At 60.7% G+C, this 19,723-nt stretch carries 22 protein-coding genes and 1 tRNA gene; 10 read left to right on the forward strand and 13 right to left on the reverse strand.

Features of this window, described 5'->3' with window-relative positions; all coding sequences use genetic code 11:
* Positions 1–62 precede the first annotated feature (62 nt).
* The 5 genes from QA635_RS38790 (at position 63) to QA635_RS38810 (ending at position 3,613) form a co-directional block, all read left to right on the forward strand.
* Positions 63–584 (forward strand): DUF4142 domain-containing protein, encoded by a 522-nt coding sequence (locus tag QA635_RS38790; protein WP_225160937.1) that lies wholly within the window; start codon positions 63–65, stop codon positions 582–584.
* An 11-nt stretch (positions 585–595) separates the two neighbouring features.
* A complete protein-coding gene (locus QA635_RS38795; protein WP_283065142.1) occupies positions 596–916 on the forward strand; it encodes a cupredoxin domain-containing protein in 321 nt (106 codons plus the stop codon).
* Between the two features lie 94 nt (positions 917–1,010).
* Complete coding sequence (locus QA635_RS38800; RefSeq protein ID WP_028339048.1) at positions 1,011–1,373, forward strand: nuclear transport factor 2 family protein; 363 nt, start codon at positions 1,011–1,013, stop codon at positions 1,371–1,373.
* 163 nt (positions 1,374–1,536) lie between these two features.
* Positions 1,537–2,334 carry a helix-turn-helix transcriptional regulator gene (locus QA635_RS38805; RefSeq protein WP_283065145.1) on the forward strand — a complete coding sequence of 266 codons (798 nt, stop codon included), beginning with the start codon at positions 1,537–1,539 and terminating at the stop codon, positions 2,332–2,334.
* Positions 2,335–2,443: 109 nt separating this feature from the next.
* Positions 2,444–3,613, forward strand: coding sequence for a cytochrome P450 (locus tag QA635_RS38810; RefSeq protein ID WP_283065147.1), 1,170 nt, complete (start codon positions 2,444–2,446; stop codon positions 3,611–3,613).
* Positions 3,614–3,629: 16 nt separating this feature from the next.
* On the opposite strand, the gene QA635_RS38815 is transcribed toward QA635_RS38810, so the two are convergent.
* The 3 genes from QA635_RS38815 to QA635_RS38825 all read right to left on the reverse strand — a co-directional run bounded on the left by QA635_RS38815 (position 3,630) and on the right by QA635_RS38825 (position 6,368).
* Positions 3,630–3,941 carry a hypothetical protein gene (locus tag QA635_RS38815; RefSeq protein ID WP_283065148.1) on the reverse strand — a complete coding sequence of 104 codons (312 nt, stop codon included), beginning with the start codon at positions 3,939–3,941 and terminating at the stop codon, positions 3,630–3,632.
* A gap of 294 nt (positions 3,942–4,235) precedes the next feature.
* Positions 4,236–5,165 carry a dihydrodipicolinate synthase family protein gene (locus QA635_RS38820; RefSeq protein WP_283065150.1) on the reverse strand — a complete coding sequence of 310 codons (930 nt, stop codon included), beginning with the start codon at positions 5,163–5,165 and terminating at the stop codon, positions 4,236–4,238.
* Between the two features lie 36 nt (positions 5,166–5,201).
* On the reverse strand, positions 5,202–6,368 hold the full coding sequence (locus tag QA635_RS38825; protein WP_283065151.1) for an NADH:flavin oxidoreductase/NADH oxidase: 1,167 nt from the start codon (positions 6,366–6,368) through the stop codon (positions 5,202–5,204).
* A gap of 248 nt (positions 6,369–6,616) precedes the next feature.
* On the opposite strand from QA635_RS38825, the gene QA635_RS38830 reads away from it, so the two are divergent.
* Complete coding sequence (locus QA635_RS38830) at positions 6,617–7,636, forward strand: LLM class flavin-dependent oxidoreductase (protein WP_283065153.1); 1,020 nt, start codon at positions 6,617–6,619, stop codon at positions 7,634–7,636.
* A 351-nt stretch (positions 7,637–7,987) separates the two neighbouring features.
* Here the strand turns inward: QA635_RS38830 and QA635_RS38835 are convergent, their stop codons facing one another.
* The 6 genes from QA635_RS38835 to QA635_RS38860 form a co-directional block, all read right to left on the reverse strand.
* Positions 7,988–8,161: a hypothetical protein gene (locus tag QA635_RS38835; protein ID WP_194295406.1), complete on the reverse strand. Its 174-nt coding sequence runs from the start codon at positions 8,159–8,161 to the stop codon at positions 7,988–7,990.
* A gap of 41 nt (positions 8,162–8,202) precedes the next feature.
* A complete protein-coding gene (locus QA635_RS38840; protein WP_283072081.1) occupies positions 8,203–8,409 on the reverse strand; it encodes a DUF3551 domain-containing protein in 207 nt (68 codons plus the stop codon).
* A 115-nt stretch (positions 8,410–8,524) separates the two neighbouring features.
* Positions 8,525–8,598, reverse strand: a tRNA-Gly gene (locus QA635_RS38845).
* A 102-nt stretch (positions 8,599–8,700) separates the two neighbouring features.
* A complete protein-coding gene (locus tag QA635_RS38850; RefSeq protein WP_283065156.1) occupies positions 8,701–9,135 on the reverse strand; it encodes a hypothetical protein in 435 nt (144 codons plus the stop codon).
* 753 nt (positions 9,136–9,888) lie between these two features.
* Positions 9,889–10,389 carry a RidA family protein gene (locus QA635_RS38855; protein ID WP_283072082.1) on the reverse strand — a complete coding sequence of 167 codons (501 nt, stop codon included), beginning with the start codon at positions 10,387–10,389 and terminating at the stop codon, positions 9,889–9,891.
* Between the two features lie 118 nt (positions 10,390–10,507).
* Positions 10,508–11,353, reverse strand: a complete 846-nt coding sequence (locus QA635_RS38860) for a hypothetical protein (RefSeq protein WP_283065158.1) — start codon at positions 11,351–11,353, stop codon at positions 10,508–10,510.
* A gap of 466 nt (positions 11,354–11,819) precedes the next feature.
* Here QA635_RS38860 and QA635_RS38865 point away from each other — a divergent pair, with 466 nt between their 5' ends.
* Positions 11,820–12,065, forward strand: a complete 246-nt coding sequence (locus QA635_RS38865) for a hypothetical protein (protein WP_283065160.1) — start codon at positions 11,820–11,822, stop codon at positions 12,063–12,065.
* 126 nt (positions 12,066–12,191) lie between these two features.
* Here the strand turns inward: QA635_RS38865 and QA635_RS38870 are convergent, their stop codons facing one another.
* On the reverse strand, positions 12,192–13,322 hold the full coding sequence (locus tag QA635_RS38870) for a helix-turn-helix transcriptional regulator (RefSeq protein WP_283065162.1): 1,131 nt from the start codon (positions 13,320–13,322) through the stop codon (positions 12,192–12,194).
* Complete coding sequence (locus QA635_RS38875; protein ID WP_283065164.1) at positions 13,315–13,602, reverse strand: hypothetical protein; 288 nt, start codon at positions 13,600–13,602, stop codon at positions 13,315–13,317. The genes QA635_RS38870 and QA635_RS38875 overlap by 8 nt, the downstream gene beginning before the upstream one ends.
* A 498-nt stretch (positions 13,603–14,100) precedes the next feature.
* On the opposite strand from QA635_RS38875, the gene QA635_RS38880 reads away from it, so the two are divergent.
* The 3 genes from QA635_RS38880 to QA635_RS38890 all read left to right on the forward strand — a co-directional run bounded on the left by QA635_RS38880 (position 14,101) and on the right by QA635_RS38890 (position 17,841).
* A complete protein-coding gene (locus tag QA635_RS38880; protein ID WP_283065166.1) occupies positions 14,101–14,382 on the forward strand; it encodes a helix-turn-helix domain-containing protein in 282 nt (93 codons plus the stop codon).
* A gap of 748 nt (positions 14,383–15,130) precedes the next feature.
* A complete protein-coding gene (locus tag QA635_RS38885) occupies positions 15,131–15,328 on the forward strand; it encodes a hypothetical protein (protein WP_283065168.1) in 198 nt (65 codons plus the stop codon).
* 749 nt (positions 15,329–16,077) lie between these two features.
* Entirely contained in the window at positions 16,078–17,841 is a 1,764-nt protein-coding gene (locus QA635_RS38890; RefSeq protein WP_283065169.1) for a DNA methyltransferase, read from the forward strand.
* A gap of 265 nt (positions 17,842–18,106) precedes the next feature.
* Here the strand turns inward: QA635_RS38890 and QA635_RS38895 are convergent, their stop codons facing one another.
* Together QA635_RS38895 and QA635_RS38900 are read right to left on the reverse strand one after the other, a co-directional pair.
* Complete coding sequence (locus QA635_RS38895) at positions 18,107–19,114, reverse strand: hypothetical protein (RefSeq protein WP_283065171.1); 1,008 nt, start codon at positions 19,112–19,114, stop codon at positions 18,107–18,109.
* Positions 19,115–19,370: 256 nt separating this feature from the next.
* A complete protein-coding gene (locus QA635_RS38900) occupies positions 19,371–19,589 on the reverse strand; it encodes a hypothetical protein (protein ID WP_283065173.1) in 219 nt (72 codons plus the stop codon).
* Between the last annotated feature and the right edge of the window lie 134 nt (positions 19,590–19,723).

The raw sequence follows: 19,723 nt of genomic DNA on the forward strand, positions 1-19,723 counted from the left end.
CAACTCCTGTGCAAGCAACGACGCGCCGCGCGCTACGCCCGGCTCAACAGGAGTGTCAAACCATGTTCGTTCGATTGGGTATCGCGGTCGCCGCGCTCAGCCTTCTCAACTGCGCTGCGCTGGCGCAGGGCGCAAAGCCGACCGATCCACAGATCGCACACATCGCCTATACGGCCGGTGTGATCGACATCAATGCCGCCAAGCAGGCGGAAGAGAAGGCTTCCAACAAGGAGGTCAAGGCGTTCGCCAAGGACATGGCGCGCGACCATGAGGCGGTGAACAAGCAGGCGCTCGACCTCGTCAAGAAATTGAAGGTGACGCCCGAGGACAACGACACCAGCAAGACGCTGTCGAAGCAGGCGGCCGACAAGCTTGCCGAACTCGGCAAGCTGAAGGGCGCCGCCTATGACAAGGCCTATATCGACAACGAGGTCGCCTACCACAAGGCCGTCAACACCGCGCTGGAGACGCAGCTGATCCCCTCGGCCAGCAACCCCGAGCTGAAGGGCCTGCTGCAGACCGGCCTGAAGATCTTCCAGGGCCACCAGCAGCATGCCGAACACGTCGCGGCCGGCCTGAAGTAAGGAGGCGCGCGATGTTGCCAGTACGCAGTCTCGCAACGCTGGCTTTGCTCGCGCTCGGCGCGATCGCCGTCCCGGCGCATGCGGCCACCATCCAGATCGTGATGGAAAATATGGTGATCTCGCCGGCCGAGGCGTCGGCCAAGGTCGGCGACACCATCGAATGGGTCAACAAGGACGTGCTGGCGCACACCGCCACCGCGAAGAACGGCGACTTCGACGTGACGATCGCGCCGAAGAAGACAATCAAGTCGGTCCTGACCAAGGCCGGCACGGTCGACTATTACTGCCGCTACCATCCCAACATGAAGGCGGTGCTGACCATCGCACCATAGCCCGCGCGATGACCTCAGAGGTAATCGATCGGCGCACGCAAACCTTCGATAGTCCGGACCGCCGCACAGTCCGGCACTATCGAAGGAGAGCACCATGACCGACCATGCCACCATCGCCCGCCGTTATATCGATCTCTGGAACGAGCGGACGCCGAGCCGGCGCCGCGAGATGCTGAGCGAGAACTGGACCGCCGATGCGCGCTATATCGATCCGCTGATGAGCGGCGACGGCCATGAGGGCGTCGACGCGCTGATCGCGGGCGTGCAGCAGAAGTTTCCGGACTTCCGCTTCAAGCTGATCGGGGAGCCGAACGGCTTCGGCGACCATGTCCGGTTCTCCTGGGGCCTTGGCCCTGACGGCGTCGACAGCCCGATCAAGGGCACCGACTTCGCCATGCTGAAGGACGGCCGGATCAGGAGCATCACCGGCTTCCTCGACCAGGTGCCGGGCGCCTGAGGCGCCGCTTCCACGCCGGCGAGGTCGCTGCCAGAGCGTTTTCGAGCGAAGTGGATCCCGGTTCGCGTCAAGAAAACGCGTCAAAACAAAGAATCCAGAGCCCCGTTCCGATTCCATCGGAACGGAAAAGGCTCTAGTCTTTCCGAAACACAGGGAGGACGCCATGAAGGCAGATTACGCCTTCAAGACTTCTGTCGTCAGCGACATCACGCCGGCGCTGCTGGCGATCGGCCGCGACAGCTTTCCGCAAGCCCTGATCGGCGCGCTGCGCCGCGTCGCCGGTGTCGGTCATTGCATGGTATTCTCGTTCACCGGCCCGCGAACCGCCGCGTGCCTGCTCGATGTCGGCAACATCCCGACCGGGCGCGACCTCGGGATCGCCTATTCCGAACATTTCCATCAGGCCGACCCGAATCGGGACGCGGTGTTCGAGGGGCGGACGCAGGCCGCGCCGATCGTGCTGCCGAACTTTGCCCGCCGGATGTACAGCGACGGTTACCGCAAGATCTTCTTCGACGACTCCGACATTGTCGACAAGTTCGCCTCCGCGATCTGGACCGGCGACACCTGCTTCTATGTCAACTTCTACCAGATCACCGCGCAAGGCCGCTTCAGCCGCGAGCAGATCGCGCGCCTGGCCGCGGTCGCGCCGGCGTTGACGGCGGCTGTGGCGCGGCATTTCCAGCGCGACCCGGCAGCGGATATTGATCCGATCGAGCGGTTGAAGACCCTGTTTGCAACCGCCGAGCCGCTCGCCAGGCTGACCGGGCGTGAGCAGGAGGTCTGCCTGCGCATCCTCTCCGGTCTCAGCTCGGAAGCGATCGCGGCCGAGCTCGGCATCGGGCTGCACTCCGCCCTCACCTATCGCAAACGTGCCTACGACAAGCTCGGCATCTCCTCGCAGAACGAGCTGTTCGCGATCGCGCTGCGCCTGATGGCCTCGGCGCGCCAGCTGAACTGAGCGCGCTCCACGCGGCGGCCTCCAGCTGTCCCCAGCGGTGGGGACAGACGGGCCGCGCCGCCCGGCCTATGCTCGGCTCGAAAACCTGAGGCCAAACCGAGATCACGTCGTGAGCACCGCGCCCCATTTCGACATCGACGTCCCCGCCTTCTGGCAGGATCCCTACCCGGCGCTGGCGCGCATGCGCAAGGAGGCGCCGATCGCCTTCGTGCCGCAACTCGGCAGCACGCTGCTGTGCAGCCGCGACGACATCTTCATCTCCGAGAAGCAGATCGACGTGTTCTCGTCGCACCAGCCCGAAGGGCTGATGAACAAACTGATGGGCCACAACATGATGCGCAAGGACGGCGATGCGCACATGAACGAGCGCAAGGCGATCTTTCCGGCGATCTCGCCCAAAACCGTCAGATCGCACTGGACGGCGCAGTTCGCAGCACACGCGACGCGCATCCTCGACGAACTGAAGCCGGACGGCGTGGTCGATTTCGTGCAGGCGTTCGCGCTGCCGTTCTCGGCCGAATGCCTGAAGTCGATCACCGGCCTCACCAATATGCGCTTCCAGGATATGAACGCGTGGTCGCAGGGCATGATCGACGGCATCGCCAATTATGTCGGCGATCCCGCGATCGAGGCGCGCTGCCATGCGGCGACCTCGGGCATCGATGCCGCGATCGACGACATGGTCCCCAGGCTGCGCAAGACGCCCGACCTCAGCCTGCTCGGCGTGATGCTGCAGACCGACATGCCGATGGAGAGCGTGCGCGCCAATATCAAGCTTGCGATCTCGGGCGGCCAGAACGAGCCGCGCGATGCGATCGCCGGCACGGTATGGGCGCTGCTGACTCATCCCGACCAGCTTGCGCTGGCGACGAGCGGCACGATCCCGTGGCTGCAGGTGTTCGAGGAATATGCGCGCTGGATCTCGCCGATCGGGATGTCGCCGCGGCGGATCGCAAAGCCCTGGACGATCAGGGACGTCGCCTTCGAGACCAATGAGCGCGTGTTCCTGATGTTCGGCTCGGCGAACCGCGACGAGAAACACTTCGACAAGCCCGACGCGTTCGACGTGCGCCGCGACGCCAGCAAGAGCATCGCGTTCGGTGCCGGTCCGCATTTCTGCGCCGGCGCCTGGGCCTCGCGCGCCATGGTCGCCGACGTCGCGCTGCCCGCGATCTTCAACCGGCTGAAGAATCTGCGCCTGATCGCGCACCAGCCGGCGCGGATCGGCGGCTGGGCGTTCCGCGGCCTCCTGGATCTACCGGTGACGTGGGACGCGTAGCGTGCTTTGCGCAGGTTCAGTGCACGGGACCCGGCACGACGAGGCGCAGCAATCGCGCGTCGCGTGATGGGGGGACCGTCGTGATCCAGGCCTCGCCCGCATCGACGAGGCAGGACAAACCGTCAGGCCGCGACAAGAGGATCGTCCAGGTACCCGCCGGCGAAACGAAGACCTCCACGAGGTGGCCGCGATCGGACAATCCGAGGTGCACCTCAACCTCGCCGAAATGGTCTTTGAGGAAGGTCACGAAATCGGACCGGGAGGCGCAAGTCTGCGCTGCGCCAGCCACCGTCGATATCAATGCGGCAGCCAAGGTGAGTGCCGCCAAGCGGATACATCGCAACATGGCCCCCTCCTTGTCCGGGCAGCCATGCACGACCATCGGCGAACCAAGCTTACTGCAGCGAACTCAAGCAGGGTCGATGATCGCGTACTCCACCCAAGGTGATGATCAGGCACGAGGATTTCAAGAGCGGCAGCGGGCACCATGCTTCGACAAGGTTTCGCCCGAGCCCTTCAGCCAAGCCCACCACACCGGCTCCGCTCGCCAGATCAACGTCCATGCGCGCCGGCGATCGAGAGAGCGTCCTAAAGGCCCGGACGCGCCTGATCAGGCGCCCTCTCATCGCCCCCAGCGCAGCACGACCGGATCGAGTGTCCGCGCGATCTCGATCAGCCCCGCGCGCGTCGCCGGATGCAGCGGCTGCAGCGGATGGCGCACTGCATCGGACTTGATGACGCCGCCTTCGCGCATCAGCACCTTGCAGGCCTGCAGCCCGCATTGGCGGTTCTCGTAGTTGATCAGCGGCAGCCAGCGCGCATAGGCTCGCACCGCCTCGTCGCGGCGGCCGGCGAAGAACGGATCCATGATCTGGCGGATGCCGTCGGGATAGCCGCCGCCGGTCATCGCGCCGGTGGCGCCGGCATCGAGATCGGCCATCAGCGTGATCGCCTCCTCGCCGTCCCACGGCCCTTCGATCTCGGCGCCGCCCTTTTCGATCAGGCCACGCAGCTTGTTCGCCGCCATCGGCACCTCGATCTTGAAGTACCTGACATTGGCGAGCTCCTTTGCCATCCGTGCCAGGAAATCCACCGAGAGCGGCGTGCCCGCGACCGGCGCATCCTGGATCATGATCGGGATGTTGATGGCATCCGACACCACCCGATAAAACTCATAGATGCCTGGCTCGCCGACGCGGAAGGTGGCGCCGTGATAGGGCGGCATGATCATCACCATCGCAGCACCGGCGGCTTCCGCCTCGCGGCTGCGCGCGGCGCAGACCGCCGAGGAGAAATGCGTGGTGGTGACGATGACGGGAATGCGGCCGGCGACATGCTCGAGCACCGTATGCATCACGGTCTCGCGCTCGGCGTCGGTCAGCACGAACTGCTCGGAGAAATTGGCGAGGATGCAGATGCCGTGGGAGCCGGCGTCAATCATGAAGTCGACGCAGCGCCGTTGTCCGTCGAGGTCGAGATTGCCGTTGGCGTCGAAGATGGTCGGCGCCACGGGGAAGACGCCGCGATAGGGGCGCTTTGCGACTGCTGTCATGATAACGACCTCCCAGGTGGTTGTCGGATTTTCTTGTCAGCTCTGGCGGAACGGCAGCGGCGGGCCATCGAGCCGGCGCAGGCCGGGCTCGCGCCGCTCCAGCCACCAACCATACTGCTTCGGCCAGGACGCGAATACCTCGCCACCTCCACCGCCGAGCGCAAGCTCGGCATGCAGCGGCCAGTTCGGATCGAACAGCGCCTCGCGGCCGATCGCGACCAGATCGGCCTGGCCTTTGGCGAGGACGTCTTCGGCCTGCTGCGGATGCAGGATGAGGCCGACCGCGATGGTCGCAATGTCGGCGGCGCGGCGGATCTCATCGGCATAGGGCACCTGAAAGCCGTAGCCGCGCGGAATCCGCGCCGCGGTCGCCGAGCCGAGCAGGCCGCCCGACGAGCAATCGATCAGATCGGCACCGCGCGCCCTGGCTTCGCGGGCGAACGCGACCTGGTCCTCGAGCGTCAGGCCGCCGTCGATACCGTCGACCGAGGAGATCCGCACCGACAGCGGCCGCTCCGCCGGCCAGGCCGCGCGCACGGTCTCGATGATCTCGAGCGGATAGCGCATCCGCCCGGCGCGATCACCGCCATAGGCATCGGTGCGGCGGTTCGACAATGGCGAGAGGAATTCGTGCAGCAGATAGCCATGTGCGCAATGCACCTCGACGAATTCGAAGCCGGCCTCCACCGCGCGCAAGGTGGCGCGCCGCCATTGCTCGCGCAGCGCGGCGAGTTCGGCCACCTCGAGCGCGTGCGGCATCAACCAGCCGTCTTCCATCGGGATCGCGCTCGGCGCCACCGTCCGCCACGGCAGATCGCCGCGAGCGCGGTCGGCCTCGTCGAGAGCGGCATTGCCGTACCATGGACGCTGCATGCTGGCCTTGCGGCCGGCATGCGCGAGCTGGATCGAGGGCACGGCGCCATTGTCCTTGAGGAAGGCGGCAATCCGCTCGAGCGGCGCGATCTGCTCGTCGTTCCAGATGCCGACGTCGCCATGGGTGATGCGGCCCTCCGCGGTCACCGCTGCGGCCTCGACCATCACGAGCCCGGCGCCGCCCTGGGCGAACTTGCCGAGATGCACGAGATGCCAGTCATTGGCGAGGCCGTCGGTTGCCGAATACTGGCACATCGGCGAGATCAGAATGCGGTTTCGGGAGGTCACGCCGCGAAGCGTGATCGGCTGAAACAGAAGCGGCTGCGACATCGGGACCTGCGGGAAGGTGTTGGCGGGAGAAATGGTGGCGCAAAGCTAGGCGGCGCGCCCCGGGATCGCAAGTCATGCCGCGGCGCAGGCGGCAAGACCTGCACGCATGCAGCACTTGCGCAACGGCCCGATCTGCAAAACCCGCAACATCTGCCGCAGAAAAATCTCCCGGCTGGTAAACACTTTCAGTCATCCTTGGGTCACATCTGCGGATCGCAATTCGTCGCGGACATCCCTACATTGCCGGCATGAAGAAAATCGGATTCCTTTCGTTCGGGCACTGGACGCCCTCGCCGCAGTCGCAGGCGCGCTCGGCCGCGGATGTGCTGCTGCAATCCATCGACCTTGCGGTCGCGGCCGAAGAGCTCGGCGCGGACGGCGCGTATTTTCGCGTCCATCACTTCGCTCGCCAGCTGGCCTCGCCGTTCCCGCTGCTGGCGGCCGTCGGCGCCAGGACCAGCCGGATCGAAATCGGCACCGCCGTGATCGACATGCGCTACGAAAATCCGCTCTACATGATCGAGGACGCCGGCGCGGCCGACCTGATCGCGAGGGGACGCCTGCAACTCGGCATCAGCCGCGGCTCACCCGAGCAGGTGATCGATGGCTGGCGCTATTTCGGCTATCAGCCGGGCGAGGGCGAAACCGACGCCGACATGGGCCGGCGTCACGCCGAGATCTTCCTCGACATGCTGCGCGGCCGGGGCTTTGCGCAGCCCAATCCACGGCCAATGTTTCCCAATCCTCCCGGCCTGCTTCGGCTCGAACCGCTCTCGGAAGGCCTGCGCGAGCGCATCTGGTGGGGCGCCGGCTCGAACGCCACCGCGGTATGGGCGGCAAAGCTCGGGATGAACCTGCAGAGCTCGACGCTGAAGAACGACGAGACCGGAGAGGCTTTCCACATACAGCAGGCGGCCCAGATCCGGGCCTATCGTGCCGCCTGGAAGGAGGCCGGGCACACGCGCGAGCCGCGGGTCTCGGTGAGCCGCAGCATCTTCGCGCTGGTCGACGATCGCGACCGCGCCTATTTCGGCAGCGGGCAGGACGAAGACCAGATCGGCTTCATCGACGAGAGGACGCGCGCGATCTTCGGCCGCGGCTACGCCGCCGAGCCGGACAGGCTGATCGAGCAGCTCAAGACGGATGAGGCGATCGCAGAGGCCGATACCTTGCTTCTGACCGTCCCCAACCAGCTCGGCGTCGATTACAACGCGCATGTGATCGAGACGATCTTGACCCAGATCGCGCCCGCTTTGGGCTGGCGCTGAATCTATCGCACAACGTCAGCGATACTCGCCCGGCGCGCAGCCTCGCCACATCGAGCAGGACCGGGATAAGGACCCGCGCCGGCCGTCTAGGGGGCTGTTGAGAGGGAACGGCCTGGCGCGGGCTTGAACCGACCGTTCTCGCCGGAGGTCGGTCGGCTCTATTCGACCAATGCCGGAACCCGCGACATCGTTCCGGCGGAACTTCGTTCTCAATCGCGGAGAACTACGGAAACATAACTGCGCGTTGTGAGAAGAACAGGTCGAGTACGGTGCGTTAGGCGCGCACGTTGCGTGAACAGATCGCCGTAATATCCCGGGATAATAGCGAAGGCCGTCTGCGGATCCCCTGGGTCAGGAATCCCTGTCGCGATTGCGCCGGGTGAGGTCGAGCCGATCGACGCGCTCATCGATCCGCCGGTTCAGTTCCTCGTCTTCTCGCGTATTGCTGCCGCGACGGGCGCGAACCACCAATGCACAACATCCGAGCAGAACGATCGCGAAGAACGCGTAGTACCACCATGCCATGCACTGATCTCAAATGAACGCTCGCGATACGGGCGGAAAGGTCATCGTTCAGGCCGATGCGGACGCGCCGACCTTGGCGCAAAATAAGGGTTCACCAGACAGGTCGCCGGCATGCCCACAGCGCTGGCCTGGCACTGATCTATCGACGTGAAGATGCAGTCCATGCGCTCGCCGACCAACTCACCGTAAACATGCATGCAGACGGGATAGCGCGGATCATACATTTGCGCGGATGCCGGCCTCGTCATCCAAAGCACGCCCAGCGCAAGCAGCAGCGCTCCAAGCAACCTCACGTCACGTCTCCTGCTGTCGCCAAATACATTGCCATGCCGACAAACTGTCCCGCGACATTTGCCTGAAGGCTGGAGCGGGCGAAGGGAATCGAACCCTCGTATGCAGCTTGGGAAGCTGCCGTTCTACCATTGAACTACGCCCGCAATCCCTTGAGATTGTTTGTTTTTTCCGACCCGCCCAAATCGGCATGGCACGCTTTTGGCACGGCAACTAGTCCTTGCGCCGGACAGTTAGAGCAAACCGCATCACGTTTTGCAATCAGCTTCCGGGGCTGTGCACGACGGGCCTGGGATGGGCGCCTTTTCGGCCACCGGTCTGTTCTTGTGAAAGAGCACGATATTGTCGAAGCCACGGATAGCTACATAGATCGCGGCGGCGCATTGAAACATCAAGTTCATGAGATCGGTGGGCTTGTTCATCGTGAACAGTGCATATGCAAAGAAGCCGAGAGCGAATCCAACTTCGGCAAAGCCGTATGCCCGGCGACGGAAGTGACGCAGAGCGTACAGGATACCAGCAAAAAGCAAAAAGGTGGTCGCGATCGTCTGCAGATCAGCGTAGTGCCAGTCTCGTGCAAGCAAAAGAAAGACAACGATCGAGATAAACGAGGCGAGTATGCCGCTTGCCAACACTGCATCGAGCGCGAGCCCTGCTACGGATTGCACCCATTTTGCGCGCATGTGTATGCCCTTTGCACACGGTGGTGTTGTGTCAGAGCTTCAAGATCAAGTCGGGCCTTGAGACCGGAGACATATACGGATGATGCATCTATGAACCTAACCTGCTCCGATCTTAAAACTCGGAACCAAGGGCTTCAGTTCAAACGGACTGACTCTAAGTTCCCATTTTGTTCTTATGAAGATCGTCACCTGTTTTGAACCAAGAATGCCGCCCCTCGAATTCATCCGCTCGGAGATCGAGCACATGCGGCGCTGATGGGCCGCCAGCGAAGGAAATCCTCCAGTTCCAGCGAGGAGGTATAGCAACCGCCTCGGCCGAGAGGCCCATGCCTTCCAACGGCGGCTCTGCGAAGAGCTGAGATCTGACTAATTAGCAAATGTCTTATCTCGTGCTACGCGCTCGCTAGTTGTCTTGGTGTTGAGCGGCGGTACTCTTCTTGCAGTCCGCCGCCGAGCTCGCAGCATTTTCGGCCCGAAGTGCGCGCGGCTGATTACCCCTCATCGCCTCTCCACGCTTGCCTAGAGACACCCCCTCATGCCGTGTCGGCATCTCCGTTCGGTGGGATCAAGCGCAGAATTGCCAGCAAGTCGAATGACTTCGCCACTTTGCGGTCGGCACCATTCCCGGCCTGACTTTTCGTCCGGCGGAGCCGTTCGACAGGCAGAGCCGAGGTTTAAGAACCACCACTGGAGGGCTTCTCGATGCTGGCGTCTCCGAGAGCGATTGTGCTCCAGCCATAATCCCTTGGCCCATCATTCTGCTACTTCAATGATCATCTCAACCTCGACGGCGTTGTTCAACGGAAGGCCCGCCATCCCGACGGCGGATCGAGCGTGTTTGCCGGCGTGCTCGCCGAACACCTGCACCATCAGATCGGAAAATCCGTTGATAACCTTCGGCTGATCGCCAAAATCTTCAGCCGAGTTGACCATGCCAAAGACTTTTACCACGCGCTTCACGCGATCAAGGCTGCCAAGCGCAACGCGCACCTTCGCCAACATGATCAACCCAACCTGGCGCGCCGTGTCATAGCCTTCTTCTACGGTGAGGTCCTTGCCCACCTTACCCTTGTACTTCCAATCACGAGCCGGAGTGTTTCCCGACAGGAACAGCAGATTTCCGACCCGAACCGCATCGACGTAGTTGGCCACCGGAGGTGGCACGGGCGGCAGCGTGATGTTCAAATCCTTTAGCCGCGCCTCGGCGGAAGACGGATTCTGCGCGAGAGCGCCAGCCGGAACAGCGATCAACATCACCAATCCGAGTGCGCATACTCCTATCCATGAAGCTCGTCTTGTCGCGACGAATGCGTCAGGCATGTGTCGTCTCCTTGATTAAAACTTCACAGCGTTCGAACACATTGAACGTGGGTCACTGTGTGCCGCCGCTCGGGAGGAAGACTTGACGCGTGTACCAGGGGATGGACGTAATGCTCACCAGCTTCTCTGAACCGTCGAAGAGTTGAGCAATGTTCGAACCCCTGATCTTGAACGTAACGCGCTGGACTCGATCGATTCCCGTCTCAGTGCTTCGTACGACGTCGAGCGCCTCTTCGATGCGGTAGATGCGATACAAGTCTGGCGTCTTTGCTGAGTAGACCCGGGTTTCCCGTTTGGTCCTTGCTGAAGGCGCGTGAGCGAATTGCAATTGAACCGAAACGCCAGTGTTGTCATCAACCCGGAAATCCCAGGATTCATCTGCGCCTGATTTACCCTCTGGATCAGTGCGTGCGGTCCGCACAATGGTCGTCTTGGCAAGCTCGAACACGCCATAGGCGCCCGGAACATAGTTGGCGCTGGACGTGAATCCAGCAAAAACCATCGGCACCGTCGCGTCCGTTCCGGTCTTTCTTGCTGGAAAAACCAGTGCGGCGATCCGCGGGCCGTTCTCAGGCTTCCCGTCCGGACCTTGCGTGGTGAGGGCGTCGATAAGAACCAAATTCAGATTGGCCCCTTTGGACGGGCCGGTACCGGAGGCGCTCAATTCCCAGCCCGCGGGTACAAATTTCTGGAGAGCCGTCTCAGACACCTTGAACGACAAGACGGAGCGGACCTCACCATAGGTGCCGACCAACTTCTCCTGCGCCAGCGCGGGGGACGTTGCGGCCGCGATGAGTGACAATGCGGCGACGACTGCCGACAACAATTTCGCTTTTGCCATACCAAACCTTCCTAAATGCGAGAGTTGATACTTCATATGCATTTCACTGACCGGCATAAACCGCTCCTGCGGTCCTTGCGCCGGCTTCTCCTCGGCAGACGACGCTGGGACAGGCCGCGAAGCACCGCCTCACTCCGAAATGAGTAGGTATTCGGTTCAATAGGTCATCTCCCAAATGGGATAAGACCGACGCATTCCGGTCGGCATATGATCCCGAGGGTCAGGTTATTGCTACGTCGTCTCTAGTGGCGCGCCAGAGGTTGGTCACCTCGGTGCGCGGATTGCGTGCGCTTTTCGTATCTCAAATGAGAGATGACAGTGACGGCGCATCCGTAGCCTGATGAGATATTGGAACGGGCCACCGCCGCAAAGCAGGAAGTGATCAGAATCCGTGGCGCCGTCATTCTTCCAGAGGGTCATATCGCATGGGAAGTCGTGGCTGGATGCCAAGCTCCAGATGACGCTATTTGTCCAGGTCGCCTTAAGCCAATTTCAAGTTCAATAAGTTTGGAAACGAAAATAAATGATTGCCATATTCGGGATCGTGAGTGTCGTCGCGGGCTCCGCGCTCGCGTACGCTACACGTTGGCATCAACCTAAAGCGCGGATCTTAGATGCCTGTGCCGGCGCGTTGTTGATTCTCGGTCTCGGCTCGCTCGGAGCAGGCTTACCAAATGTCATTAGCAAAGGAGGCGGCGGCCAGTACATCGGCCAGAATATCGGCTTTGTTAGTGGAAGCGGGTGTGCGCGCTTTCATCAGCGCGACTAGGGCAAGAGGGGAGCGGTAAGAGCTCTTTGGTCCTGTGCTTAACGGTGAACTCGGCGGCTAATGAATTTGCGGCAGAGGCGCCCCGATGCGATCACGGGGCGCCGTCGAGACGATGGACAAAGCTATTCATCCGACGACCATTCGAGCGAGAAGAGCGGCCAATTCGCTCTGGCGCGACACTCCGACCTTGGAGAAGACGCGCTTGAGCACGACGCGGGCAGTTCCTTCGGCAATACCAAGTCTTTGGGCCGCTTCGAGCGGCGAACATCCAGACCCTACAAGAGCCGCCACACGCGCTTCACCCAAGGTCAAGCCGAGAAGGTCGCGAACTATCGCAGGATCTGCTGAGGCGTTCGCCAAGGAATCGATCACCAATACGATGACGCGAGCTGGAGCTAAGAAATGAGCTGCCACATCCTGTAACCCGCAGGCCGGAACCGGGAGTACATAGAGCACGAGAGGCCGGTCAACCGCGTCCCGGCGGACCAGTATCGGCTTCGGGGAATTCCTGTTCGGATGGTCCGACAGCGTCTGCTCAATTGCGGCCTCTAGATTGCGCTGCTCTCCCGGTTGGTTAGCCGAGAGGCGGCGATTGGCAGTTGCTAAGCCGTCACCGAGGCAGCTGACCGCCGCAGGATTGGAAAAGACAATCCGTTTGCAGGCGTCGAGGACGAAAACGCCAATGCCGATGCGGGCGAGCGCGTCACCCAGCGCTAGTTTGGACATTTCGGCACCGAAAAGCCGTACGCTGAGGCGCAGCGCATGTTCGGCGTGGCGCGCCAAACGCGTAAGTACCTCAAGTTCATCATCCGAGAATGGCGCTTCTGCCTTGGAACGCTGGACACCGATCCAAACATCGATGAGCGGGTCCGGCGAGACTCCGGCGCCAGCGCACCAGCCAAGGCCATGCGGGACCAGAAACTGGGTGTAGATCGGATGTTCTTCGATCTCCTGGGGCGTCGCAAGATGGCGGTCCGTGACCGCGTCCGTGCGCCTCACATACCCCTGCTCCACAGCTCGGATGGCACGAATGTCGTGGCGCCACCACTCCGCCTGGTGGTAGACCTCCTGGGCTGTAACAAGCCCGGGTGAAACGATTGTTCCAAAGCTGCCATCGTCCCGGCGCCACATCAGAACGGTACCGGCCGCGCGGAAGACATCGGCGATGGCCTGCAGCGCGAGCGGCCAATTGGATGGATGCGGCGCAGCGTTGTAAATGGCCTCAACCGCCGCAACGAAACGGACACAGTCATTCATAAGCGGCATCTTTTCTGCTACCGCGAAAGGCGCTTCCGAGCAGCGTGCCCGCGAGTTCAGCCAGCCTGGAAACGCCGGTCTTGCTGGAGATGGACTTCAATTGCCGCCGGACAGTGTCGACTGACGAGCCAGCCCAGGCGTTCTGGGAGTTCTGCGTGCATAGCAGATCGCCAATGGAGCCGAACTGGCTCGCAACCCGATCAAGAACGCCGCCCCAAAGCTCCGATGCTGCTGCAGCTTCGTAGACCTGATCAATCAGGTCTTCTGTAACCTGCAGCATGTATGCCCGCGCCCCCTATCCCAAACGGATAGGACACCAGAGGCGTAACAGGCGCAAGAAAACGGAGAAGCTTCAGTCGAGCGGAGCGCAGGAGTGCTCAAATTGCATCACAACAGTACACTTCGTACCCGGGCGCTAGGTTTGCACGCCTGCGTTCGTACGTTCGTATAGTGCATGTTTTCGCCCGCGCCTTGACCGACTCGGATAGCGACGTCTTCATCTGCCCAAGGAGATCATTTTAAACGAGCATGGCCTCGACGATGACGAGTTGCGAGCGGGGAGCAAATATTCGCGGTTGGAGGGAGTTGCCGCACCATGATCGCAACCGTGTCGGCAGAACGAGTGTAGCGCCTGCTGATTCTAACCGCGTACGACCAGCTTGCGCGGCTGCCCAGTCTCTGCCTGACCCGCCACTCTTGTACGGTGAATCAGTTTGAACCCAATTGTGGGGTTATAGCCAGTGGTTTGACGGGCCGAGAGAGTGACATGCTTTGACGTATGAAAACTCGTGCGCTTGTGGCTTGGAATGTGCGTCGGATTCGGGTGAAGCACGGTATCTCGCAAGAGAAACTGGCTTCAGAGGCCAGGATTGACCGCTCCTACATGGGCAGTCTTGAGCGGCAATCGAAAAACCCGACAATTGATCTTCTCGAGCGCATCGCCGAAGCGCTCGATGTTCCTTTGTCCGAGTTATTTGCCCGGTCGCCCAAAGGCGCGAGGCCTCACAAGACCTTGCCTAAAGGTCGCAAGCCAGCGCGGCGACGTCGTGGGAAGCAATAGCGGTCGGCACCATTTCCAGCCTAACTTTCTGGGTTCTAACGAACCCCAGAAATCCTTTCGTCAGCCGGAGCCGTAAAGGCCGGATGGCGGGTGTGAGCCTGCAGACTTTTGCAAGAGATTTACCTCCGATCGCCATCCGCTTGCACAGAGTAGGCTATTAAGCCGATGCAGAGCGCGGCCCGGAGTCTGGTATCCAAGTTGCGCGGTGTGTCACCACCGCGGCGGCCCGCTTGTTTTCCGAGCTTGAAAAGCGCAATACTAGGATATGAAACAAGCAATACGAAAGCCGCGCGGAGGGAAAAGGCCGGGCTCCGGACGCAAACCCACTGGCACCGATCGAGCACGCACCATCAGACTTTCGACGAATTTATCGATAGCGTGGATGGGCCGCTGAAGGGATGTTAGGCCCGGCCGCTCCGACGCTATCCGCCGACTCGTCGAACGCGGGTTGACCGTCCCGACCAAGGCCTTGCCGAGCTCGACGACCGGCAGGGTCCTGATGGCCCGAGGCAGCGCGCACGCGAGTTAGCAGGAGCTGCAATTGACAAGGTTACCGACCCTGCAGCCAACCGAGATGATCAAGCCGGTCCCAAGCGGAAGCTTATCAGAGGGCCTCGGGAATTTCAGAAGGTGCGTCGCGACCGAAACGGAAAATGACCGCAGCCTTAAAGTTCTTCGCTCCTCAAACAGACAGGATCGAAAGCGAGTTCCGCGTGTTAACGATCGAGCCCCAAAATGGAGGTCAACAATGATCAGTGACCGAGAACGGCGGGCCACCACGGCAGCAGAACGCGAAGCCCGCAAGGTATTCAGGCAGGCCGAAGCGAAGGAGGCCTTGACCGATTACGCCAAAGCGCAAAAAGCGCTCCACGATAATCGAGAGCGCCTGAAGGCAGAACGGCTGGCGCGGGAGACTGACGCAGCCAACCGCACAAAAGCAGGTTAGGCGTCCATCTCAATACGAGGGACTTCTGGGTGGAGGGTGAAATGGCCCTGCACTTCCGGCGCACGACAGCCGATCTCGAGATCTGGAGCGCGAGCGCTCAAAGCTATTCGTTCGTGATCAGCAACGAGAGCCGTAGCGGTCCAGGTCTCCACGGGCCACCCGGCTTTGTTGCCTCATGGGGTCCCCTAGATTTGCACAGGCCCGCCATGAGGGTGGGCGGATCGCCGTTCAAGACGTTCGCTGAGGCGGAGAAGGCCTGCGAAGCTTTCCTGAAACATCTGATTGAGCAAGGGTGACGCTCGTCTGGTGTTCCTCACCAAACTCGGATTTCGGCCGGAACCTAGCTTCCTGCCCGTCTAGGTCCGGTACGCTACGCCCTTTCTTATTGGGGCATTTTCAATGAACAAGCCGTGGCCTGCCGCAATCGGAACCATGGAGCAACGCGGGATATGTATCTCGACTATTCCGATTAGATCCAGAAGCGGTTCGAACGCATTCCTTGCCACGCACACACGCGGTAATGCGCAAGCCGAGCTTGCCAAGCATCACCGATCGTTTCCATGGCGGTACTGGCCGAAATAGGCCACTCGCCAGATCAAAGCCGGCCACTCGCACCAAGGCGGGCTTAGGCCATGAGTGATCGTTGTTCACTCCAAGGTAACTATGCCGACAGCAATCCGGCCGCCGTAAGGGAACCGTTTGAGGTTGTATCCGAACATCCGCTCCCGTGTGAGGACGGGGGTTCTGACGTGACTAAATCAGGTCTAAGAAATCGGCTTTATTTTGGAGACAACCTAGACTGGTTGCAGCGGATCGAATCCAACACCGTTGATCTGGTGTATCTGGACCCGCCATTCAATTCTAATGCTACCTACAACATATTATTCCGCTCCCCGGTTGCAGAGGACGCGTCGTCCCAAATAGCAGCGTTCGATGATACGTGGACTTGGGAAAATGGCGCTGAGCGGGCCCTAGATCACGTTCGGACGCTGAGCCTCGATACGTTCGTACTTTTAGATGCCCTTCGCCGCACCTTTTTGAAGGAAGGCGACGTAATGGCTTATCTCGCCATGATGGCCCCGAGGCTGCTTGAAATGCGCCGGGTCATGAAGCCCACTGCCACGCTCTACCTGCACTGCGACCCCAGCAACAGCCACTACCTAAAAATGCTTCTGGATTGCGTGTTTGAGGGACAAGGCTATGTCAATGAGATCAGTTGGAAGCGGACGACAGCCAAATCAGATTATGCGCAGGGAGCGACACATTATCCCCGCGTGCGCGACGTGCTGTTGGTTTATAGGAAGGATACGACCGCAGCGGCGACCTTCACTCAGCAATTTGCTGCATATGACGAGGCCTATATCGCGAAGAAATATGGCCTGAAAGACCCTGACGGCAGAGCGTACCAGCTCGACAACATCACCGGCCCGGGCGGCGCAGCAAAGGGCAATCCCTCATACGAGGTAATGGGGGTGACGCGGTACTGGCGCTACTCGTACAAGAAAATGAACGATCTGATGTCGAAAGGGCTCATTGTTCAGCCCAGACCCGGCGCAGTTCCTCGGTTCAAACGATACCTGGATACGATGCCGGGCGTGACGGTGAGCGACGATTGGGGCGATATCAGCGCCATAAATTCGCAAGCTAAAGAGCGCCTTCATTACCCGACGCAAAAGCCGCTGCAACTTCTCGAAAGAATAATAGCGACATCAAGTAAAGAGGGTGATCTGATCCTCGATCCATTTTGCGGATGCGGCACAGCAATTCATGCAGCCGAGAAGATGGGCCGCAGGTGGATCGGGATTGATGTTACGTATCTCGCTATTCAAGTCATACAGGACCGTTTCAAGACTTGGCTTCCGCACGCGGTATATGAAGTTGACGGAATACCTCGGGACGAACTCTCAGGTAGAAAATTGGCCGCCCTCGATCCATATCAATTTCAGCTTTGGGCCGTAGGCAGAGTTGGTGGACAGCCGCGTGGAAAGGGCGCTGATCGCGGTATCGATGGAGAAATCATCTTTATGCGTGGTGCCAAGGACTACGGCAGAGCAATTGTCTCGGTTAAAGCTGGGAAGAATGTCAATCCAGATATGGTCAGGGCACTGAAGGGCACAGTTGAGCGCGAAGGCGCGCATATGGGAGTCTTTGTTTGTCTCGATCAGCCGTCGAAGGAGATACGGACCGAGGCCGCGACCGGTCGCAATATAGAGTTGCCGGGCGGCATCCGGCCTCGCATTCAAATCGTGACGCTCGACGACCTTCTTGCTGGCCCGAATTTGGGAATCATAACCAATCTGAATATAGTGCAAGTCGCAGTTGCCGCGAAAGCGAAAGATCGCAAAAAGCCTAAGCGCGCGCCTACACCTGCGGAGGTTAGGGAGTCGCCTCCTTTCAAGTATCCCATTCGGGGTGGGAAATCGAAAGTCCAAGAATCCCTCCCGATGGACGAGCCTCTTTTAGTGGCCCCGCAACCGCGATCTAAATCCAAGCGGCGCCGCAAATCAGCTTAGCTGCCAGTATTAAGCGCGCCGAGGGCGCACCTCAATTCTTCGTGCAAGGATAACCGGGTCGAGATCGCCCAGGCCGTGATGGAAGGGCGGAGAATGCACTACTTTTATAATGCCCCTCGCGAGAACAGGGGCTCTGACGACGGTTCATCGATGCCCGAACCGCGGAGCAGTGAATGCCGGAACGTCGCGGCTCCGAGATGTATACCATACTGAAAAGGTGGTGTGCGGCGAACCACGATGGGAGCATGCCTCGCCTTGGCGATCCTTAAAGTTTCGGCTGCGACAGGCGGACCTTCTGCCCCTGAAGCGTGAACCGAATGAGGGATATGTCCGCGCGGGTGAGAGCACGCGACACATCATTGGGGATCGCTTCGCCATCCGGCAAGACAAGGAAGCGCTTGCAATCGCCATTCTGGGAATCGCCGTGGACCACGACTTGCCCGATTGCTGTGTAGAGTGCCTGTCGTTCGCAGCTCGACTTCACCTCATAGATTTCGCGCAAGACGCCCCCGGCCTGCACCCCGAGATCAACATAACCATCCTTGAAGAGTTTTTCGTTCCTTCGAAGCGTGCTCTCTCGCCAGTCGTGCACCGCACGGACGATATCCCCATGTCGAGACATGTATTCAATCTCCTCTAGGCGGCGCCTCCGCTTCTTACCCGAAAATTCGTCGAAGTACTTTCCGAAACGCCGCTGTGCGGCGAGTGCCTGCGCCGTCGTAGTTTCTCCACTCGCGGCGGCTTCCTTGAAGTCGATCGCCAGTTGTACGAAGCGCGTAACGTCTGCGGCTGTGCTACTTGCATCCACCGGCGCGACGACCACTGCCAGACGGACATCGTCTCCACCGGCCACCGGAACGAGCTTTGAATGCGACCACGCGAGAAACGGAATGCGGCCGACACCCTTTTGGCCGCCACCGACCCCGCCGTCGTGCATGAGGTAGACGGCACCCGTCTCGGCATCTTTTGCGAAGAAACCCGACACGCGCTTGTCGTTCGACCATGGCACGTTGAGTTCGACGGCAGCTTCAAGATTGCCGCTCTCCCGATATCCTCCAAACGGGTACCAACGGCGGGGGATCGAAACCTCCTTCGGGCCGAGCGGAAGCGACCCATACCAGTATCGGCTGTTGTGGTGCACGGTGATGCGCCGACTATCCGGACGCCAGACCACGACGCGCTTTTCCTGCTCCCGCCATGCCTTTTGTAGCCGCGCCTCCATCTTTTCTTGCGCAAAGATTTTTTCTATCGTCGTATCGACCAGGCTCAACATGCACCCTCTCCTACATCCCGCGATATCGGATGACCTTCTTAATTTTCTTGCACCGGGAACATAGGTCCATGCGTCGGTCAAATCCGGCGGCTTTAGCAAGCTCATTGGTCTTGTGATTTGCATGTTGGCGGACGGACAGCTTGAGGTCCTCTGTAATGCAGTCATCGCAGATTGCTGCCGGCGCACGGCGCCTGACGAGGTTACTAACGTCCTCCAAAACGGTCATAGCAACTCCGCTCTGCCACGCGGCATATGCCTAAGGGTCGATCAGGCCGCGCAGGACGGCTTCCGCGCGCATTGATACGGCCATGTAATACTGCGCGGCTTTGATGGATTTATACCGCCCCGGATCATTCTGTGCGATGTTGGGATCAGATAGCAGGCGCTGGAGCCGCACCCGGCGCCATGCCTGTATACGACGCAGGCCCGGCAGAATAGGCGGCCGTACCTCCAGACGTTCAAGCCTGATCGCCATACGCTCCGCTCCTCTGGAGTTGCGAGGCTAGCTCAACTTGCCGTCCCTGTGGAAGAGCGAATCGTGATCCTACGGACTCGCGCCTGTCACGGGCGTCTCTCGGTCTCCGACCGCATCTGGGTAGTATCGAAAGA

Source organism: Bradyrhizobium brasilense (assembly GCF_029714345.1).
Lineage (GTDB): Bacteria > Pseudomonadota > Alphaproteobacteria > Rhizobiales > Xanthobacteraceae > Bradyrhizobium > Bradyrhizobium australafricanum.

Bases quoted from the DNA above. Each gene is read 5' to 3' on its own strand.
- QA635_RS38855 (WP_283072082.1), bottom strand. From the start codon at position 10,389: ATGTTGATCGCTGTTCCGGCTGGCGCTCTCGCGCAGAATCCGTCTTCC.
- QA635_RS38830 (WP_283065153.1), top strand. From the start codon at position 6,617: ATGAAGAAAATCGGATTCCTTTCGTTCGGGCACTGGACGCCCTCGCCG.
- QA635_RS38900 (WP_283065173.1), bottom strand. From the start codon at position 19,589: ATGGCGATCAGGCTTGAACGTCTGGAGGTACGGCCGCCTATTCTGCCG.
- QA635_RS38850 (WP_283065156.1), bottom strand. From the start codon at position 9,135: ATGCGCGCAAAATGGGTGCAATCCGTAGCAGGGCTCGCGCTCGATGCA.
- QA635_RS38865 (WP_283065160.1), top strand. From the start codon at position 11,820: ATGATTGCCATATTCGGGATCGTGAGTGTCGTCGCGGGCTCCGCGCTC.
- QA635_RS38800 (WP_028339048.1), top strand. From the start codon at position 1,011: ATGACCGACCATGCCACCATCGCCCGCCGTTATATCGATCTCTGGAAC.
- QA635_RS38895 (WP_283065171.1), bottom strand. From the start codon at position 19,114: ATGTTGAGCCTGGTCGATACGACGATAGAAAAAATCTTTGCGCAAGAA.
- QA635_RS38860 (WP_283065158.1), bottom strand. From the start codon at position 11,353: ATGCCGGTCAGTGAAATGCATATGAAGTATCAACTCTCGCATTTAGGA.
- QA635_RS38825 (WP_283065151.1), bottom strand. From the start codon at position 6,368: ATGTCGCAGCCGCTTCTGTTTCAGCCGATCACGCTTCGCGGCGTGACC.
- QA635_RS38820 (WP_283065150.1), bottom strand. From the start codon at position 5,165: ATGACAGCAGTCGCAAAGCGCCCCTATCGCGGCGTCTTCCCCGTGGCG.
- QA635_RS38795 (WP_283065142.1), top strand. From the start codon at position 596: ATGTTGCCAGTACGCAGTCTCGCAACGCTGGCTTTGCTCGCGCTCGGC.
- QA635_RS38885 (WP_283065168.1), top strand. From the start codon at position 15,131: ATGATCAGTGACCGAGAACGGCGGGCCACCACGGCAGCAGAACGCGAA.
- QA635_RS38805 (WP_283065145.1), top strand. From the start codon at position 1,537: ATGAAGGCAGATTACGCCTTCAAGACTTCTGTCGTCAGCGACATCACG.
- QA635_RS38870 (WP_283065162.1), bottom strand. From the start codon at position 13,322: ATGAATGACTGTGTCCGTTTCGTTGCGGCGGTTGAGGCCATTTACAAC.
- QA635_RS38790 (WP_225160937.1), top strand. From the start codon at position 63: ATGTTCGTTCGATTGGGTATCGCGGTCGCCGCGCTCAGCCTTCTCAAC.
- QA635_RS38835 (WP_194295406.1), bottom strand. From the start codon at position 8,161: ATGGCATGGTGGTACTACGCGTTCTTCGCGATCGTTCTGCTCGGATGT.
- QA635_RS38840 (WP_283072081.1), bottom strand. From the start codon at position 8,409: ATGACGAGGCCGGCATCCGCGCAAATGTATGATCCGCGCTATCCCGTC.
- QA635_RS38875 (WP_283065164.1), bottom strand. From the start codon at position 13,602: ATGCTGCAGGTTACAGAAGACCTGATTGATCAGGTCTACGAAGCTGCA.
- QA635_RS38880 (WP_283065166.1), top strand. From the start codon at position 14,101: ATGAAAACTCGTGCGCTTGTGGCTTGGAATGTGCGTCGGATTCGGGTG.